Below are 18,442 nucleotides of genomic sequence, written 5' to 3'. Positions count from 1 at the left end.
CCGGGGATCTTGGGAGGACGCACAGGCATGTGCGCGACATTTCAGCGCGCCAGGAAAAAGTTTACGACCGATGGCGTCGCGAGCGATCTACTGTTGTCGGCGGGACGCTTTCTGACCAGACAGGAGGTGTCGGACGACCTGCGTGCCGCCTACCGCACCGGCGGCAGGGAGGCGGACACCTTCTACCGCGACCGGTGGAGCCACGACAAGGTCGTCCCGTCGACGCACGGCGTCAACTGCACCGGCTCGTGCCGGTGGAACGTGTACGTCAAGGACGGCATCATCACGTGGGAGTCGCAGGACGTCGACTACCCCACCGTCGGACCGGACCGTCCCGAGTACGAACCGAGAGGGTGCCCGCGCGGCGCGTCCTTCTCCTGGTACTCCTACTCGCCGCTGCGCGTCCGGTATCCGTACGCCCGAGGCGTTCTCGTCGAGATGTTCCGGGAAGCGCGCGGAGTCCACGGCGACCCGGTGGTCGCGTGGGCGTCCATTGTGGACGACCCGATGAAGCGCCGGGCGTACCACCGCGCCAGGGGCAAGGGCGGGCTGGTCAGGGTCACGTGGGACGAAGCGGTCGAGATGGTCGCCGCGGCGCACGTGCACACCCTGCGCAACCACGGCCCCGACCGGATCGCGGGCTTCTCCCCGATCCCGGCCATGTCGATGGTGTCGCACGCCGTCGGCGCCCGGTTCATGGCGCTGATCGGGGCGCCGATGCTGTCCTTCTACGACTGGTACGCCGACCTGCCGCCCGCCTCCCCGCAGGTCTTCGGCGACCAGACCGACGTACCGGAGTCCGCCGACTGGTGGGACGCGGCCTACCTGATGCTGTGGGGCTCCAACGTCCCCGTCACCAGGACACCGGACGCGCACTTCATGACCGAGGCCCGCTACCGCGGCCAGAAGGTCGTGGTGTGCTCCCCCGACTACTCCGACGCCACGAAGTTCGCCGACGAGTGGCTGGCGCCGCACCCCGGCACGGACGGCGCGCTCGCCATGGCGATGGCGCACGTGGTGCTGCGGGAGTGCTTCGTCGACCGCGAGGTGCCGTTCTTCGCCGACTACGTCAAGCAGTACACCGACCTGCCGTTCCTGATCACCTTGGACGACCGCGACGGAACGCTCGTGCCGGGCAAGTTCCTCACCGAGGCCGACCTGCCCGGCGCGCTGAGCAAGGGAACCGAGTGGAAGACGGTACTGCTGGACCAGAGCAGCGGTGAACCGGTCGTGCCCAACGGGTCGCTGGGTTTCCGCTGGGCCGACGAGCCCGGCCGGTGGAACCTCGACCTCGGGTCCGTCACACCGGCGCTGTCCGTCTACTCAGGACCAGACGGTGACTCCGCCGAGGTGCTGCTGCCCCGCTTCGACACGGCTGACGGCTCAGCGGGCGCGATCACGCGGGGCGTGCCGATCCGGCAGGTCGCCGGTCGCACGGTCACCACCGTGTACGACCTGCTTCTGGCCCAGTACGGCGTGCACCGCGCCGGGTTGCCCGGCGAGTGGCCCCGCGACCTGCACGACCCCGGCTCTCCCGCGACACCCGCGTGGCAGGAGCAGCTCACCGGTGTGCCCGCGAGTCAGGTCATCCGGATCGCACGCGAGTTCGCCGACACCGCGATCCGGTCGAAGGGCCGGTGCATGATCCTGATGGGCGCGGGCACCAACCACTGGTTCCACTCCGACCTGATCTACCGGTCCTTCCTGACGTTGCTGCTGCTGACCGGCTGCCAGGGCCGCAACGGCGGCGGCTGGGCGCACTACGTCGGCCAGGAGAAGGTCCGCCCGTTCACCGGCTGGTCCACTTTGGCCGGTGCGCTGGACTGGGCCCGTCCGCCGCGGCAGATGATCGGCACGGCCTACTGGTACACGCACACCGGCCAGTGGCGCTACGACCGGCTGACCGCGGACACCCTGACGTGGCCGGGCGCGCCGGGCAAGCTCACGGGCCAGACAGTGTCCGACTGCCTCTCGCAGTCAGCCCGGCTCGGCTGGATGCCGTCGTACCCGACCTTCGACCGCAACCCGCTCGACCTGACCGACGAGGCCGAGGCAGCCGGGCTGGACCCGGGTGAGCACCTGCTGGCCCAGCTGAAGGCCGGTGAGCTCGGGTTCGCCTGCGAGGACCCCGACGCGCCGGCGAACTGGCCGCGGGTGCTCACGGTGTGGCGGGCCAACCTGCTCGGCTCGTCGGCCAAGGGCAACGAGTACTTCCTCAAGCACCTGCTCGGCACCACGTCGTCGATGCGCGCGACCGAGGTCCCCGAGGACGAACGCCCGAAGTCCGTGCGCTGGCGGGACGAAGCACCCGAGGGCAAGCTGGACATGTTGCTGGCGCTGGACTTCCGGATGACCAGCACGACGCTGTTCGCGGACGTCACCCTGCCCGCCGCGACCTGGTACGAGAAGCACGACCTGTCCAGCACGGACATGCACCCGTTCGTGCACTCGTTCAACGCGGCGGTGGACCCGCCGTGGCAGGCACGCACGGACTTCGACGCGTTCCACGCCATCGCCAAGCGTCTCAGCGAACTCGCCGAGGACCACCTGGGCACCCGGCGGGACCTGGTGGTCACCGCGATGCAGCACGACACTCCCGGCGAGGTGGCCCAACCCGGTGGTGTGGTGCGGGATTGGCGCACCGAGGACTACGAACCCGTTCCGGGGCAGACGTTCCCGGTCCTGACCGTGGTGGAACGGGACTACACCGCGATCGCCGCCAAGCTCGGCGCGCTCGGCCCGTTGCTGGACAAGTTCGGCACGACCACCAAGGGGATCACCGTCGAGGTCGCGCCGGAGCTGGCGTGGCTCGGCGAGGCCAACGGCTTGGCCACCGGCGGCGCGGCGATCGGCCGCCCGTTGCTGGACACCGACCGCAAAGCCGCGGACGCGGTGCTCGCGCTGTCCGGGACGACCAACGGCCGGGTCTCCGAGGAGGGCTTCCGGGCGCTGGAGGAACGCGTCGGGCGGCCGTTGCGGCACCTGGTCAGCCACCACCGGGCGCACCGCGTCACGTTCGACGACACGCGGTCGCGGCCCGCGCCCGTGGTGACCAGCCCGGAGTGGTCGGGCGACGAGTCCGGCGGCCGCCGGTACGCGCCGTTCACCATCAACGTCGAGCAGCTCAAACCGTGGCACACGCTCACCGGGCGGCAGCACTTCTTCCTCGACCACGACTGGGTCGCCGAGATCGGCGAGCACCTGCCGGTCTACCGGCCACCGCTGGACCCGCACCGGCTGTTCGGCGAGCCGAGGATCGGCCCGAACGGGCCCGAGGTGACCGTCCGGTACCTCACGCCGCACTCGAAGTGGTCGATCCACTCCGAGTACCAGGACAACCTGATCATGCTGACGTTGTCACGCGGCGGGCCGACGTTCTGGATCAGCCCGGCCGACGCCGGGGCGATCGGGGTGAAGGACAACGACTGGGTCGAAGCGGTCAACCGCAACGGTGTCGTGGTGGCCAGAGCCGTCGTGTCGCACCGGATGCCCACCGGGACGGTGTTCATGTACCACGCGCAGGAGCGCACGGTGAACGTCCCCAAGACCGAGACCACCGGCAAACGCGGCGGGATCCACAACTCGCTGACCCGGCTGCAGATCAAGCCGACACACCTGATCGGCGGCTACGGCCAGCTCAGCTTCGCCCTCAACTACTACGGCCCCACCGGCAACCAGCGTGACGAGGTCACCGTGCTGCGTCGCCGCAGCCAGGAGGTGACCTACTGATGCGTGTGATGGCACAGCTGGCCATGGTGATGAACCTGGACAAGTGCATCGGCTGCCACACCTGCTCGGTCACGTGCAAGCAGACGTGGACCAACCGCGGCGGCGTGGAGTACGCCTGGTTCAACAACGTCGAGACCAAGCCGGGCCAAGGGTATCCGCGCCGCTACGAGGACCAGGAGCAGTGGCGCGGCGGCTGGCGGCTCGGCCGCAACGGGCGGCTGCGCCTCGCCGCAGGCGGCCGGATCAAGCGGTTGCTTTCGCTGTTCGCCAACCCGAACCTGCCGACCATCGACGACTACTACGAGCCGTGGACGTACGACTACCGCAACCTCACCGACGCGCCGCTGGGTGACGACACGCCCACCGCACGGCCGATATCGGCGGTGACGGGCGCACCCACGTCCGTGCGCTGGGGCCCGAACTGGGAGGACAGCCTCGGTGGCGCGCCGGAACACGCGGTCGGCGACCCCGTGGCCGAGGACATGCGCAAGCGGCTGGGCAAGAGCATCCGGCTGGAGTACGAGCAGACCTTCATGTTCTACCTGCCGCGCATCTGCGAGCACTGCCTCAACCCGAGCTGTGTCGCCTCCTGCCCGTCCGGCGCGATGTACAAGCGCACCGAGGACGGGATCGTGCTGGTCGACCAGGACCGGTGCCGTGGCTGGCGGATGTGCGTCAGCGGCTGCCCGTACAAGAAGGTCTACTTCAACCACAAGACCGGCAAGGCCGAGAAGTGCACGTTCTGCTACCCCCGGCTGGAGATCGGCCAGCCGACGATCTGCGCGGAGACGTGCGTCGGCAGGCTGCGCTACATCGGCGTCGTGCTCTACGACGCGGACGCCGTCGGCCGGGCCGCGAGCGTCAAGGACGACCAGAAGCTCTACCAGGCGCAGCTGGAGGTGTTCCTCGACCCGCACGACCCCGGGGTCGCCGCCGCGGCGGACAAGGCCGGGATCCCGCACGACTGGATCACCGCGGCGCGACGCTCCCCCGTGTACTCGCTGATCGCCGAGCACCGCGTGGCGCTGCCGCTGCACCCGGAATACCGGACCATGCCGATGGTCTGGTACATGCCGCCGCTGTCACCGGTGGTGGACGCCGTGTCCGGCACGGGATTCGACGGCGAGGGAGCCGGGAACCTGTTCGGCGCCATCGACGCGCTGCGCATTCCCGTCGACTATCTCGCGGGCCTGTTCACCGCTGGGGACCCCGAGCCGGTGCGAGACGTGCTGCGGCGCCTCGCGGCGATGCGGTCCCACATGCGGTCCATCAACCTCGGTGAGCCGACGGACCGGTACGTGCCCAGGAGCGTCGGGATGACCGGCGAGCAGATCGAGTCGATGTACCGGCTGCTGGCCGTCGCCAAGTACGCCGACAGGTACGTCATCCCGACCGCGGGGATCGGCCGTGCGCACGAACTGGAGTCCATCGGGGCCACGTGCAGCCTGGACACCGACGGCGGACCGGGCATGGGCGGCCCGGACGGCAAAGACCGGACGGACCTGTTCACGTGGCGCGAGGGGGAACGCCCGGAAGGCATGTTCCCCACCACGGGGCGAAAGTGATGAGCCGCGCGGTCAACGTGCTGCACCAGGTCGCCTCGCACTGCCTGCACTACCCGGACGACCAGCTCCGCCAACGGATCCCGCTGCTGCGCCGGTGTCTCGGCGAGATCCCGGCGAAGCTGGCGGGCGGTGTCCCGGCCGTGCTGGACCACGTGACGCGGACGTCCTCGGTGGACGCTGCGCGGCACTACGTCGACGTCTTCGACACCAAGCCGGGCCGGTGCCTGTACATGACCTGGTACACCGACGGCGACACCCGGCGCCGTGGCGGAGCCCTCGCCGCCATGAAAAGCACCTACCGGCAGCACGGTTTCCAGCTCGCCGACAGCGAACTGCCGGACTACCTGCCCATCCTGCTCGAGTTCGCCGCCCTCACCGGGCAGCCGGGCCGCGAGCTGCTCGCCCGCTTCCGGCCAGGCCTGGACCTGTTGCACACCAAGCTGTCCGCGATCGACACGCCGTACGCGGCGGTGGTCGCCGCGGTCATCGCGACCGTCCCACAGGCCGCGAACGCGTTGCCCGCCGGCCTGACGCCGCCGGCCGAACAGGTCGGGCTCGAACCGGTGCTGCTGGGGTATCCCACCGTGCGGCCGATGGAGGCGACCCGATGACCGGCCCGATCGACCTTCTGCTGTGGACAGTGCTGCCGTACCTGACGATCGTCGTGTTCGTCGGCGGCACCGTCTGGCGGTTCAAGTACGACCAGTTCGGCTGGACCACGCGCAGCTCCCAGCTGCACGAGTCGAGGATGCTGCGGATCGGTGGCCCGCTGTTCCACCTCGGGCTGTTCATGGTGGTCGGCGGGCACGTCGCCGGGTTGCTCGTGCCGAAGTCGCTGACCGAATGGCTCGGCGTCCACGAGGAGCTCTACCACCTCGTGTCGCTGGTCGCGGGCAGCATCGCGGGCCTGGCCACCGTGGCAGGCCTGGCCGTCCTGGTGTACCGCAGGTGGAGCGTGCCGCCGGTCCGCAAGGCCACGTCCAACAACGACAAGCTCACCTACACCGTGCTCGGCGCGACGATCCTGCTCGGCATGTTCGTCACCGTGGTCGTCAACGGATTCCAGGGCGGGTACGACTACCGGGTGAGCATCGCGCCGTGGTTCCGCGGAATCCTGACGCTGCAACCCGATTCGTCACTGATCGCCGACGCGCCGCTGATGTACCGGATGCACGCGCTGTTCGGCATGGCGTTGTTCGTGCTCTGGCCGTTCAGCAGGCTCGTGCACGCCTTCAGCGCTCCGATCCGGTACCTCATCCGGCCGTATGTGGTCTACCGCAGCCGTGGCCGCGCTGACGCGCTGACGTCACGGACCGCGCATCGCGGCTGGGACCAGCCTTGACGCTGTCATCCGCCACCGCCGGCACGGAAGGCAACCGCAAGCCCGGTGGGATCCGGGCACGGCACGGCACAGCGCTGCACGCCACGATCGGCGCCCTCGTCACGATGGCGCTGATCGGGGCGGAGGCAGTCCTCACCGACCAGCCGTTGCTCTTCCCATCACTGGGTCCCACCGCGTTCCTGCTGTTCACCCGGCCGACGCACGCGACCGCCAGCCCGCGCAACACGCTGCTCGGCCACCTGATCGGTGTGCTGGCCGGGGTGCTCGGCCTGGTGGCGTTCGGCCAGTGGCACAGCGGCCCCTCGATCACGCACATGACGTTCGCCGGCGCTGGAGCCTCGACGCTGGCGCTGGCGCTGACGTGCGGGGCGATGACGCTGTTCGGCCTGCCCCACCCGCCCGCGGGCGCGACCACGTTGATCATCTCGCTGGGCGTGCTGCACACACCGCCGCAACTCGTGCTGATCATGTGCAGCGTGCTCGTGCTCACCGTGTTCGGCGGCGTGATCAACAGGTTGACCGGAACGCGGTACCCGCTGTGGCGGGCCCAGGACGGCTGACCTACCGCAGGCCGTTGAGCACGGCGGCGAAATCCGCCGAGTAGTGCGTGGTGACGTCCTCGCCGATGACACCGTTGGCGTCGCCGTCGAAGTGGGCCACCGGCTCCAGGTAGCCCGCGCCGGAAGGCAGCCAGTACACGTACGGGCTGAGCTGCCCAGGCCCGGAGTCGTCCGCGTGGAAACCGGCCGCGACGCGGGCGATCTCGCCCATCGCGTACCGGGCGGCGGCGCCCTCCCGCAGCACGTGGAAGAGCAGCGTGCCGTGGTTGGGCATCGCGACGAGCACGCCGTCCGGGTACTCACGATCGCCCGTGACCGCTTCGACCACCCACGGCATGACGAGCACAGCCGAGCCCACGTAGTCCCCGCCGGTGAGGACGTACACGTCGGCACTGATCGCGTACGTCTCCGGCAACTGCCCGCACAGGTTGTCCAGTCCCGCCTGGATCAGCTGGTCGTAGCCGTACCGCCGGACCTGGTCGTCGTTGAGGATGGCGACCCGGTCGGAGTGGTCGAGCGCGAGCACCATCAGCAGGCCGGGAGCGATCTCGGGGGCGTACGTCCACCATTCGACCGGGCTGCCCTCGGCGGGCCGCAGCCGGGCGTATATGCGGTCGATGACGTGCTCGACCGGGCCGTCCAGCTCACTCTCACCGTTGACCAGCGCGCCGACGATCCGGTTGAGGCGGTCGTCGACCAGGTCGGCCCACTGGTCCACCGGCACACCCGTGACCGCGTCGAACACCGGCCCGAGGCCGATCTCGAGCTCGTGCGGGTCGACAACGCGCACGAGGTCGTCGTGCACGACGACTCTCATACCGATGAACGCCGGGCTGCGGCGGACAAGGTTCAGGAGCCGATCGTGCTGCGCGGTTGTCAGGGTGTCCACCACGGGCAAGCTACAAGATCCACAGGTACACCGTGGTGGATCGGGACAAGTCCCGGGAAATTCGGGCACCGGTCGCCGTATGCGTCCAGCGTTGTCACCGCGTGCCCCGGCTCCGGATGCCGTATGGTCGAGTCGTAGAGGGTTTGCCCGGCGACGCGGGCACGACCCGAATCCTTCTACGGCGCTTCGCGCCGACCCGGCGGAGGTCCAGCCGGGTCTGTTCCCACATCGACCGCACACGCCATCGTGGCTGACGGATCCTGTCGAGACGAGTGCTATTAGTGACCACAACCGCGCCTCCCCGCGCTGTCCCCAAACCGTTGCTGTCGCACCGCGCGTCCCGCGCGGAGCTGATCACCATCCGGGCCTTCCTGCTCATCCCGTTCGTGGCGCTGCTCGCCGCGGTGCCGTTGGTCTGGGGGTGGGGGATCACGTGGGTCGACCTCGCGGTCGCCGCACTGTTCTACGTGGTGTCCTCGCTGGGGATCACCATCGGGTACCACCGCTACTTCACGCACGGCTCGTTCAAGGCCGTCCGCCCGCTGCGGATCGCGCTGGCGATCGCCGGGAGCCTCGCCGCACAGGGGCCGGTGATCAGCTGGGTCGCCGACCACCGCCGCCACCACGCGTTCTCCGACCGCGAGGGCGACCCGCACTCGCCGTGGCTGTTCGGCACGTCGCCGCTCGCGCTGGCGAAGGGGTTCTGGCACGCGCACATGGGGTGGCTGTTCGGCCGTGACCGCACCAACATCGACCGGTTCGCACCGGATCTGGCCATGGACCCGGCGATCCGGTTCGTGGACCGGCTGTTCCCGCTGTGGGTCACGCTGAGCGTGCTGCTGCCCGCGGTCCTCGGCGGCGTGATCACCATGTCATGGTGGGGCGCGCTGACCGGGTTCCTCTGGGCCGGGCTGGCCCGCGTGGCCTTCCAGCACCACGTGACCTGGTCGGTCAACTCCGTCTGCCACATGATCGGCGACCGCCCGTTCACCAGCCGCGACAAGTCGGCCAACTTCTGGCCGCTGGCGATCCTGTCCATGGGCGAGTCGTGGCACAACACCCACCACGCCGACCCGACGTCCGCGCGGCACGGTGTCCTGCGTGGACAGGTCGACATCTCGGCGCGGACGATCTGGCTGTTCGAGAAGCTGGGCTGGGCACGCGGTGTCCGCTGGCCCACGCCGGAACGGCTCGCCAGGCTCGCCCGTCCCGCGGCGACGGCCACCGGGGTGACGCGGTGACCGTCCGGCGCCACCCCCGTGCCGACCACGACAGCGCGCGGATCACCCAGGCACGTGCGACGCAAGCGCGCAACGAGATGGCCCAGCAGGTGCGAGCCGCCCGCACAGTGGACGACCACGCCACCGATCCGCAGGACCGGGAGATGCTGATCGCCATGCTCGGCCTGGACGCCGACCGGGCCACGAACGCCCAGTCAGGGCACGTCCAGCCGCTCAACTGACGTGTGAGGCCAGGCGGGCACACGGTTGTGAAAGGAACACGCGATCACATCGACCACAAAGGACAGCACACCCGGTGACATGTTCAGCCACCGTGAAGAGGCTGAGCAGGAGCCGCCCACGCGGAAGCAGATCGCCACGCGCACTGTCTTCCTCGAACCGGCGGCTGCTCCTGAACCCAGGTCAGTCCCTTCCACACACCAGTGAACCGGCCTGGTTCGCTCACGGGTGCTGCCGCAGCCATTCCACGACCCGCAGCGCGTGGGTGTCCGGCGGGAAGATCGGGTAGAACACGTGCTCGATCGTGGCGCCGCGCAGGACGAACGTGATCCGCTTGTAGAGAGTGGATCCCTGTGCCTCGAACGTCGGCATGTCCAGTGTCCTGGCGAGGTAGCGCTCCGGGTCGGACAGCAGCGGGTACGGCAGGTGCAGCCCGCGCGCGAGCGACTGCTGGTACTCCGCCCGGTCCGACGACAGCGCCACGGCCTGGTCGATCCCGCATTCCCGCAGGTCGTCGAGGTTGTCCCGGAACCCGCACGCCTCCTGGCCGCAGCCGCGCGCCGGGGATCTCGTTCCAGCCCTGTGGGATGTCGGCGGCCGGGTCGCCGGTCAGCGGATAGACGAACAGGATCCACCGGCCCCCGGACACGGCGTCGAGCCGCACCTGGGACCCGTCGGTGGCCAGGAACGTCAACGGCGGCAGCACACGGCCGGCAGGTGCACGGCGGCGCCGTCGTCCGCCGGGGCAGGCAGGTTGTCGGGCAGTGGAACGGCTTGGGGCAGCACCGTGTCCTCCTGAGGTTCGTGGCGGTGCGTGAAGGGCTCGCCCGCGGCGGCGCGCAACTGGCCGGCGAGCTGGCGGCGGGTGCGGCTGAGGCGGGCGATGAGCCGGTCGGTGGCACGGATCTTGCGGTCGTGCACCGCGAGTGCCTCCGGGCATTCGTCACCGCTGGCGTGCCCGCCGCGCAGGCAGTCGAGGAACGGCTCGGTCTCCTTGGGTGACAAGCCGATCGCCGTCAGCGTGCGGATCTCGATCGCCAGCCGCACGTCATCGGGCGAGTACTCGCGATACCCGTTGTCCAGCCGCCTCGGCACGAGCAGCCCGGCCGGTTCGTAGTAGCGCAGCGCCTTCCTCGTCACGCCCGCCGCCTTGGCGGCCTCGCCTGCCTTCATCGTCCGCTCCCCCCTTCACGCTGGGACGACGGTAGACCCGGCCCCGGGGGCCAGGTGAAGCCGTTCGGAAAAACCGCTGCTCACGCTGGGTTTCCGCCGCGTAGGGTGCGCGCCATGACGACTGTTCTCTGTGTGCCGCAATGGCAGGGATCCGCCTCACCCGACGCGCCGAGGCTCGTGGCGGGCGCACGGCGGGCCGCCGAGCTGGTCGCCGCCGACGCGCTGGTCACCGTGCCCGTGCCGGACACGAGCAGTGACAAGCAGGACGGTATCCGGGCGCTGGCCTCCATCAAGGAGAACCTCGACCTGACCCGGGAAGCCCTGGCCGGTATCGACGACCTGGTGATCACCGTGGGTGGTGACTGCGGTGTCGACCTCGTGCCGATCGCCGCCGCGGGCGCCCGGCACGGCGACGCGTTGACCGTGCTGTGGTTCGACGCCCACCCGGACTGCTTCACCGGCGACACCCTGCCGTCCGGCGCGTTCCACGGGATGGTCGTCCGGACGCTGCTGGGCGACGGGCCCGCGGCACTCACGCAGGAGCACCTGCTCACCGCACGCCAGGTCGTCCTGGCTGGGTTGCGTGCGGGCGAGGCCAGCGAGTACGAGTACATCGAACGGGCCGGGATCCGGACGGTCGGCGTCGACGACCTGGACGCCGTGCTCGACGGGCTCAGCGGGCCGGTGTACGTACACGTCGACCTGGACGTGCTCGAGCCGACGCGGTTCGGCTCGGTCTGCTACCCCGAACCGGACGGTGTGCTGCCGGAGCGGCTGACCGACGTGATCTCCCGCCTCGGCGACGTGGTCGGCGCCGGCATCACCGAGCACGCCCCCGCCGACGGTGACGTACGTGCCGACGAGGCGGAGGTGATCCGGCAGCTGGGTGCGGCGTTGACCCGTTGAAGGGAAGACTGCACGCATGGGTCGCCGCCGGATCGTCATGCCCGTGCTCGACGGTTGTCCGCTGTTCGCCCTGGCCACGGCGTGTGAGGTATTCGGCAGGGACCGGCGTTACCTGACTCCCGAGTGGTACGAGCTGGTGGTGTGCGCGGCAGCGCCGGGACTGCCCGTCTCGGTTCCCGGCCTTCTGCTGGAGGTGGGCGACGACCTCGACGTGATCGAGACGGCGGACCTCGTCGTGGTCACGCCGCCGCCCCACCCGTCATACCGGCCGCCTGGACGGCTGCTGACCGCGCTGCGTGCCGCACACCGGCGCGGAGTGCGGATCGCGTCGTTGTGCACGGGTGCGTTCATCCTCGCCGCGGCGGGCCTGCTCGACGGTCGCGAGGTCGCCACGGACCACGACCACGCCGACGAGCTGCGACGGCGGTATCCCCTGGTCAACGTCAACGAACAGGCGTTGTACGTCGACAACCGCGGCATCCTCAGCAGCGCGGGCACCGCGGCCACCATCGACCTGTGCCTGCACATCGTCCGGCAGGACTTCGGGGCAGCAGCCGCCGCCGAGATCGGCCGTCGCATGGTCGTCGCACCCCACCGGGATGGTGTCCACTCCCAATACGCCCCGCTCGCGCCACCCGGGCTCGCGCAGGTGCTGGACTGGGCGCAGCAACGGCTGCACGAACCGTTGACCATCCCCCAGCTCGCCGAACGGGCCGCGATGAGCACACGGTCGTTCGGCAGGCAGTTCGTCGACGAAACGGGCATCACGCCGACGCGCTGGCTGACACTGCACCGGCTGGCGAACGCCCAGGCCCTGCTGGAGAGCACGGACCTCTCGGTCGATTCCATCGCCGCCCGAACCGGCTTCACCACCGGCAACACGCTGCGGCTGCACTTCAAACGACACATCGGGAGCACGCCGTCCGCGTATCGCCGCGCGTTCCGGGCCGGCGCCTGAAACGCACTCGACTGCCCAGTGGTGGGGCAGGGTCGGCGACGACGCCGGCACGGGCTACTCGAACCTGGCGTATCCGCGCGTGCTGCCGGTCCGGACGCTGAAGGTCGCGGTTCCTTCCTCAAAGGCCTTCACGACCCGGGCAATGCCAGCCTGGTGGCCAGCGCCGACGCCGAACCAGTACCACCCGTGAGTCAGCGGTGATCCGTGCGCCAGTGCTTTCGACCTCGCGATACGCGTTGCCAAACCGGTTCCGGGCGTCCGCCTCGCGCTGCCCACCACCTGCGACCAGCTGGCGAAAATCGGGTGGTGCGTGACGTTCCCGAGCCTGTCGGCGGGCTGCCCACCATTCGATGATCGGCGGTGTGAACATGTCCAAGCCCGGCCCGTTGCACGTGGACAGCGGGCACGCCGCCGCACTGCTCGCCCAAGCGTCCACATTGGCCACCCAACACCACGTGGATGTGCCCGGCGGGCCCGTCACCCCTCCGGCTGACGTCGCCGCCATCCGTGCACGCCTTGCCGCGTACGACTTCGAAACCGCTCGTTGTGCCGACGACGTGTTCGCCGACGTGATGGACCTGCTGCGCAGCGGAATGGTGCACACGAGCCACCCACGCTACTTCGGTTTGTTCAACCCCGCGCCCACCTGGTGGGGCGTGGCGGGCGAGCTCATCGCCGCGGCGGCCAACCCGCAACTGGCGGCGTACCCGCACGCGTGGGCGCCGGTGGAAATCGAACGGCACGTGCTGCGGTTCCTCGCCGACAGGCTCGGGTTGCCCGCGGGCAGCGCGGGTTCGTTCACGGTCGGCGGGTCCGAGGCGAACCAGACCGCCGTCATTGTCGCTTTGACCAAACACTGGCCCGACTACGCCCAGCAGGGTGTCCGCGCGGTGCGTGGACGTCCGCTGCTGTACGCCTCCGCGGAAAGCCACCTCGCGTGGGTCAAGATCGCGCACGTGGCCGGCCTGGGCCGTCAGGCGGTGCGGCTGGTTCCAGTCGACGCCGCACACCGCATGGACGTCGACCAGTTGCGGACCATGCTCGACGCGGACAGGGCCGCGGGCGACGAACCGTTCCTGCTCGTCGCCACCGCGGGCACGACCGGCGCCGGAGCCCTGGACCCTCTGCCCGAACTGGTCACGCTCGCCCGGGAAAGCGGGTTGTACCTGCATGTGGACGCCGCGTGGGGCGGGTCGGTCGCGCTGTCGGACCGGCTACGGCCACTGCTGGCCGGAGTCGAAGCAGCCGACAGTGTCACTGTGGACGCTCACAAGTGGATGTCCGCGCCCATGGGAGCCGGGATGTTCCTGACACCACACGCCGACGCGCTCAGCGCGAGCTTCGACGTGCGGACATCGTTCATGCCCGACGCGGCGGACGGCACACTCGACCCGTACGCGTCCAGCGTGCAGTGGTCCCGGCGGTTCACCGGGCTGAAAGTGTTCCTGTCGCTGGCCGGGCAGGGACGCCTGGCTTTCGCGCGGCAACTGGAACGGGACGTGGCGCTCGGCGAACTGCTCGCCTTGCGGTTGGCCGAGCGTGGCTGGGTGCGGATCAACGCTACGCCGTTGCCTGTTGTCTGCGTGGCGGAGCCGGATGTCGATCGCGGTGATCCAGGTCTCAGCCGTAGTTGGCACGCGGCCGTTGCGGATGAGGTTGTTCGGCGTGGGCGGGCTTGGATCAGTTCTGTACAACTCGCTGGGCGTTCGGGTTTGCGGCTCTGCGTCACCAGTTATCTCACGACTGAACGGGATATCGATTTGGTTGCTGGGGAGTTGGATGCTTGCCGGGCTCTTTCTTGATCTTCGTGCTTTCGTGCTTTCGGGGTGCTGTTCTGTCGTCGTGGCTTGTTTTTTGCGCGGAACAAGATTTTCCCTCGCCGGGGGCTGACCTCTGGGCAGGAGGCTGTGCCTGGTGTTCTTCCTCTCTTGTGCTCTGGATCCGTGGTGTGTTTTTGGGGCGTGGGTGCCCCTGCCCGAAGCTCTTTTCCGCGCTTGCGCGCTCGCCACTCGAGGTTGGTCCGCGCCTGCGCATTCACCACCCAGCGTTGGCCCGCGCCAGCACACCCACCACCCGATGTTGGGCCGCGCCTGCGCGCTGCCACGGTGGCTGGTTTGCGTGCTTGCCACTCGAGGTTGGTCTGCGCTTGCGCGCTCGTCGCTGGGGCCGGGTTGTCGCTCGACCAGTTTGGCGGTCTCTGCTTCTATGAGCCGTTGGTGCGGCTTTTCTGGGCTGCGAGGAGGGCTCGCCAGTTGGCCAGTGTCGGTTCTTCTGCCAGTTCGATGAAGCCCACCTCGACTCCCGACTCGCGCCAGGCGTCCACAAGGGACATGATCCTGATCGAGTCCAGTCCGTGGTCGAGCAGGTTGTCGTCGTCGGCGAGCTGGTCTGCCGGGATCTCCAGCAGGTCGGCCAGCTGTGCGCGGAGCTTCTGCTCGTCGATCACGCTTCTTCCCCTTCCCATGTGGACAGCAGGCCACCCGTTGTGGTGACGACACCGCAGCGGTTGGCCACGTACCGCAGTGCCATGTCGTGGTCGGCGCGGGAGAAGTCCGCGACCGCGTCGGCCACGAAGAACGACTGGATGTCACGCATGAAGGCGTCGGCCGCCGTCATCATGCAGCCGATGTGCGCGTAGATCCCCGTGATCACGAGCTGGTCCCGGTTGTTGTCGGCCAGCACTGTGCTCAGGGTCGTGCGGTGGAAGGCGTTGTAGCGCCACTTCGTCATGTGGATGTCCTCCTCGGACGGCTCCACCTCCGCGAAGATGGCCGCGTCCTGCGGGTCCGCGCCGATGCCCTTGCCCCACATGTCCAGCTGGAGGCCTCGCTCGTCCGTGCTCTGTCCGCCGGGCTGAGCCGAGTAGACCACCGGGATCCCCAGTTCGCGGCCTCGTTCGCTGATCCGCCTGATGTTGGCGACCAGCTCGGTCATCGGGGACGCCGCGCGCCTGAACGCGCGCAGGAAGTAGTTCTGCATGTCGTGCACGAGCAGCACTGCCCTGCTCGGCTCGAGTGTCCAATCGACACGGTTGACCGGCAGGTCGGCCGCGCCGGGCATGGGGTACGGCTCGATGGCGGGCAGGCCGCGTGTTTTCGTTACAGTCACCGCGCTTCGAGTCCTTCCTTGATCGCCTGCGCGAGTGCGCGCCTGGATGTCTTGCCGACCCCGGTGTACGGGAACTCGTCGACCAGCTCGATCTTGTCAGGGATCTTGAACGCGGCCAATCCCCGCTCCCGCAGGAACCTGCGCAGCTCGGCCGGGCTCGGCTCCGGCGAGCGCGGGATCACGAAGGCGCACGTGCGTTCGCCGAGCTGCGGATCCTCGACCCCGACCAGCACCGCGTCGTGCACGCCCTCGTGCGCCAGCAGGTGGTTCTCGACCTCCTCGGCGGCGACCTTCTCACCGCCGCGGTTGATCTGGTCCTTCACCCGTCCGGACACGATGATGTGCCCGGACGGCAGCAGCCGCACCAGGTCACCGGTCCGGTAGAAACCGTCCTTTGTGAACGCGGTCGCGTTGTGCTCGTCCGCGCGGTAGTAGCCGCGGATCGTGTACGGCCCGCGCGTCAGCAACTGACCCACCTCACCGGGCGCGACCTCCACGTCGTCGGCGTCGACCAGGCGGATCTCGTCGTGCGGTGAAATCGGTGTGCCCTGGGTCGTCGTGGTCAAATCCCACGGGTCGTCGTCACGCGTGTAGTTGACCAGTCCTTCCGCCATGCCGAACACCTGCTGCAATTTGCAGCCCAGTTCGGTCTCGACCCGTTTGGCGGCTTCGTCGGCCAGCCGCGCGCCGCCCACCTGCAGCAGCCGCATGCTGGACAGGTCGAACCGTCCGCGCGCCGGGGAATCCATCCACAGCAACGCGATCGGTGGCACCACGCCCGTGATCGTCACCCCTTCCCTCTCGATCAAGGGGAACGCGATGTCCGGGCTCGGCGCCGGGGTCAGCACGATCCGCGAGCCCGCGTGCAGCGCACCGAGCACACCCGGCGAGCTCAGCGTGAAGTTGTGCGAGACGGGCAGCGTCGCCATGTAGACGGATTCGGTGGTCAAGCCGCAGATCTCGGCGCTTTCCCTGACGCTGTAGAGGTAGTCGTCGTGGGTGCGGGGAATCAGCTTCGGCACGCCCGTGCTGCCGCCGGAGAGGTTCAGGAACGCGACCTCGTCCGCGCGCACGTCCGGCAACGGGCCCGACGCGTCGGCCGGGACGCTGTCCAGTGCCTGGAACTCGCCGGGGTCGCCTGCGACGAGCACGTGCCTGAGGCCGGGGATGCGGGCGGCGAGCGTCCGGTAGTCGAACCCGCCGAACTTGTCGGCGATCACGTAGGCGACCGCGTCGGTGAACCGGCAGAAGTACTCGATCTCGCTGTGCCGGTGGGCGGGCAACGCGAACACCGGCAGCGCGCCGATCCGGAACAACCCGAAGACCACTTCGAAGAACTCGGCGACGTTCGGCAACTGCAGCACGACCCGGTCGCCCTTGCCGATGCCCAGCGCCAGCAGGCCGTGCGCCATGCGTGTCGCGCGCTCGTCCAGTTGCTGGTACGTCCAGCGGTTGTCCCCGCCGACGACGGCGATCCGCGAGCCGTGCTCGGCGGCACGCTCGGCGAGGAAGTCTCCCAGCGTCTGCCCCTGCCAGTACCCGAGTTCCCGGTAGCGCTCGGCGAATTCCGGCGGCCAGGCAACGAAGTCGGTCACGTGAGGTCCCCTAAGCCGATGGCGTTCAGGAAGGTGCGGAACTTCGCGGTCGTCTCGGCCAGTTCCTTGTCCGGGTCGGATCCCGCGACGATCCCGGCGCCCGCGTACAGCCGCAGCGAGGTTCCGTCCACCACGCCGCAGCGCAGGGCGATCGCCCATTCGCCGTCGCCCGCCGCGTCGGTCCAGCCGACCAGTCCGGTGTAGAAACCGCGGTCGAACGGCTCCAGCTCCCCGATCAGCGCACGCGCCGGCTCGGTCGGGGTCCCGCAGACCGCGGGTGTCGGGTGCAGCGCGATCGCCAGGTCCAGCGCGGACACGCCGGGCAACGGCTCCGCCTCGATCAGAGTGGACAGGTGCCACATGGTCCTCGTCGGCAACAGCTCCGGCGTCGGCGGCACGACCACGCGGGCGCAGAGCGGCGCCAGGCCCGCGGCCACCGCCTTGACGACGACCTCGTGCTCATGCCGGTCTTTTTCCGACACCAGCAGGCCGGTGGCGTTGCGGCCGTCCTGGACCGGGTCGGCGTGCCGCGGTGCCGAACCCGCCAGCGGGTTCGCCGTCACGAGGCCGGCGCGCCGAGACACCAGCAGCTCCGGGCTCGCGCCGACGAGCGATCCCGCGCCCACGTCCGTGGCGAAGGTGTAGCCGTAGGGGTCACGCGCGACCAGGCGTTCCAGCAGCTTGCCGGTCAGAACCGGCCGGTCGGAGCGCAGGTCGAGCACACGTGCCAGCACGACCTTGCTCAGTTCCGCCGACTGGATGCGCTCCAGCGCCGCACGCACACCGGCGACGTACACGTCCCGGCTGTCGTCGGCACCGGAGAAGTCCGGCCGGTCCAGCGGGCTGAGCGTGGGCGTCGCCATGTGCCACGGCTGGCCGTGCCGCACCGACGAGTACAGCCCGAGCCGGGCCGGTGCTGTGCGGGCGAACGGGATCGCACCGGCGAGGACCCCGCCGGCGGCCTGGAGGGCCTGCGTGGCGGCGGCGATGGTCGTGTGGACCGCGCTCGGCTCGTCGGCGAGCACCACACCAGCGGGTGACGACAGGAAGAACGCCCCCGGCTGGTAGTCGCTGAGCAGCTCGGCGGGAGCCGCCGCGGTGACGTCGGCGTGCATGGTGGGCACTTGGGAGCGCTCCCTCATCCTCTTGAGTCAGGC

At 69.5% G+C, this 18,442-nt stretch carries 16 protein-coding genes and 1 pseudogene; 10 read left to right on the top strand and 7 right to left on the bottom strand.

Annotation, left to right across the window (positions count from 1 at the left end; translation table 11 throughout):
- The first annotated feature begins 27 nt into the window (after positions 1-27).
- The 5 genes from AOZ06_RS18345 to AOZ06_RS18325 are packed head-to-tail and all read left to right on the top strand — an operon-like array spanning position 28 to position 7,196.
- The gene (locus AOZ06_RS18345; protein WP_083471777.1) at positions 28-3,729 is read left to right on the top strand and encodes a nitrate reductase subunit alpha; all 3,702 of its coding nucleotides are present in this window, start codon (positions 28-30) and stop codon (positions 3,727-3,729) included.
- On the top strand, positions 3,729-5,294 hold the full coding sequence (narH, locus tag AOZ06_RS18340) for a nitrate reductase subunit beta (protein WP_054290524.1): 1,566 nt from the start codon (positions 3,729-3,731) through the stop codon (positions 5,292-5,294). Before AOZ06_RS18345 ends, narH begins: the two co-directional genes overlap by 1 nt.
- Positions 5,294-5,905 (top strand): nitrate reductase molybdenum cofactor assembly chaperone, encoded by a 612-nt coding sequence (narJ, locus tag AOZ06_RS18335; protein WP_054290523.1) that lies wholly within the window; start codon positions 5,294-5,296, stop codon positions 5,903-5,905. The genes narH and narJ overlap by 1 nt, the downstream gene beginning before the upstream one ends.
- Entirely contained in the window at positions 5,902-6,636 is a 735-nt protein-coding gene (narI, locus tag AOZ06_RS18330) for a respiratory nitrate reductase subunit gamma (RefSeq protein ID WP_054290522.1), read from the top strand. Before narJ ends, narI begins: the two co-directional genes overlap by 4 nt.
- A complete protein-coding gene (locus AOZ06_RS18325; protein ID WP_225954798.1) occupies positions 6,633-7,196 on the top strand; it encodes an HPP family protein in 564 nt (187 codons plus the stop codon). The genes narI and AOZ06_RS18325 overlap by 4 nt, the downstream gene beginning before the upstream one ends.
- Position 7,197: 1 nt before the next feature.
- Here the strand turns inward: AOZ06_RS18325 and AOZ06_RS18320 are convergent, their stop codons facing one another.
- Complete coding sequence (locus AOZ06_RS18320; protein WP_157233097.1) at positions 7,198-8,085, bottom strand: hypothetical protein; 888 nt, start codon at positions 8,083-8,085, stop codon at positions 7,198-7,200.
- A 281-nt stretch (positions 8,086-8,366) separates the two neighbouring features.
- On the opposite strand from AOZ06_RS18320, the gene AOZ06_RS18315 reads away from it, so the two are divergent.
- A complete protein-coding gene (locus AOZ06_RS18315) occupies positions 8,367-9,326 on the top strand; it encodes an acyl-CoA desaturase (protein ID WP_083471776.1) in 960 nt (319 codons plus the stop codon).
- Positions 9,323-9,547: a hypothetical protein gene (locus AOZ06_RS18310; protein WP_054290519.1), complete on the top strand. Its 225-nt coding sequence runs from the start codon at positions 9,323-9,325 to the stop codon at positions 9,545-9,547. The genes AOZ06_RS18315 and AOZ06_RS18310 overlap by 4 nt, the downstream gene beginning before the upstream one ends.
- Before the next feature lie 220 nt (positions 9,548-9,767).
- On the opposite strand, the pseudogene AOZ06_RS58930 reads toward AOZ06_RS18310, so the two are convergent.
- Positions 9,768-10,091 (bottom strand): annotated as a pseudogene (locus tag AOZ06_RS58930) (redoxin domain-containing protein); the annotation flags it as partial.
- A 144-nt stretch (positions 10,092-10,235) separates the two neighbouring features.
- On the bottom strand, positions 10,236-10,718 hold the full coding sequence (locus AOZ06_RS58925; RefSeq protein WP_218922011.1) for a MerR family transcriptional regulator: 483 nt from the start codon (positions 10,716-10,718) through the stop codon (positions 10,236-10,238).
- A gap of 114 nt (positions 10,719-10,832) precedes the next feature.
- Between AOZ06_RS58925 and AOZ06_RS18300 the strand changes: the two genes are divergently transcribed.
- From AOZ06_RS18300 to AOZ06_RS18285, 3 genes are all read left to right on the top strand, one after another.
- Positions 10,833-11,624, top strand: a complete 792-nt coding sequence (locus AOZ06_RS18300) for an arginase family protein (protein ID WP_063810375.1) — start codon at positions 10,833-10,835, stop codon at positions 11,622-11,624.
- Positions 11,625-11,640: 16 nt separating this feature from the next.
- Positions 11,641-12,582 carry a GlxA family transcriptional regulator gene (locus AOZ06_RS18295; RefSeq protein WP_054290517.1) on the top strand — a complete coding sequence of 314 codons (942 nt, stop codon included), beginning with the start codon at positions 11,641-11,643 and terminating at the stop codon, positions 12,580-12,582.
- Between the two features lie 368 nt (positions 12,583-12,950).
- Positions 12,951-14,384 carry a pyridoxal phosphate-dependent decarboxylase family protein gene (locus tag AOZ06_RS18285; RefSeq protein ID WP_225955208.1) on the top strand — a complete coding sequence of 478 codons (1,434 nt, stop codon included), beginning with the start codon at positions 12,951-12,953 and terminating at the stop codon, positions 14,382-14,384.
- 401 nt (positions 14,385-14,785) lie between these two features.
- Here AOZ06_RS18285 and AOZ06_RS57870 read toward each other — a convergent pair whose 3' ends face one another.
- Genes AOZ06_RS57870 through AOZ06_RS18265 form a run of 4 tightly spaced genes read right to left on the bottom strand, consistent with a single transcriptional unit; the run spans position 14,786 to position 18,400 of the window.
- Entirely contained in the window at positions 14,786-15,028 is a 243-nt protein-coding gene (locus tag AOZ06_RS57870; protein WP_335338399.1) for a phosphopantetheine-binding protein, read from the bottom strand.
- On the bottom strand, positions 15,025-15,642 hold the full coding sequence (locus AOZ06_RS18275) for an isochorismatase family protein (RefSeq protein WP_054290513.1): 618 nt from the start codon (positions 15,640-15,642) through the stop codon (positions 15,025-15,027). Before AOZ06_RS18275 ends, AOZ06_RS57870 begins: the two co-directional genes overlap by 4 nt.
- 44 nt (positions 15,643-15,686) lie before the next feature.
- The gene (locus AOZ06_RS18270; RefSeq protein ID WP_054290512.1) at positions 15,687-17,285 is read right to left on the bottom strand and encodes a (2,3-dihydroxybenzoyl)adenylate synthase; all 1,599 of its coding nucleotides are present in this window, start codon (positions 17,283-17,285) and stop codon (positions 15,687-15,689) included.
- Positions 17,282-18,400 (bottom strand): isochorismate synthase, encoded by a 1,119-nt coding sequence (locus tag AOZ06_RS18265; protein ID WP_054296723.1) that lies wholly within the window; start codon positions 18,398-18,400, stop codon positions 17,282-17,284. Before AOZ06_RS18265 ends, AOZ06_RS18270 begins: the two co-directional genes overlap by 4 nt.
- Between the last annotated feature and the right edge of the window lie 42 nt (positions 18,401-18,442).

The organism is Kibdelosporangium phytohabitans, from assembly GCF_001302585.1.
Lineage (GTDB): Bacteria > Actinomycetota > Actinomycetes > Mycobacteriales > Pseudonocardiaceae > Kibdelosporangium > Kibdelosporangium phytohabitans.
This window is presented reverse-complemented; position numbering and strand designations above follow the sequence as displayed.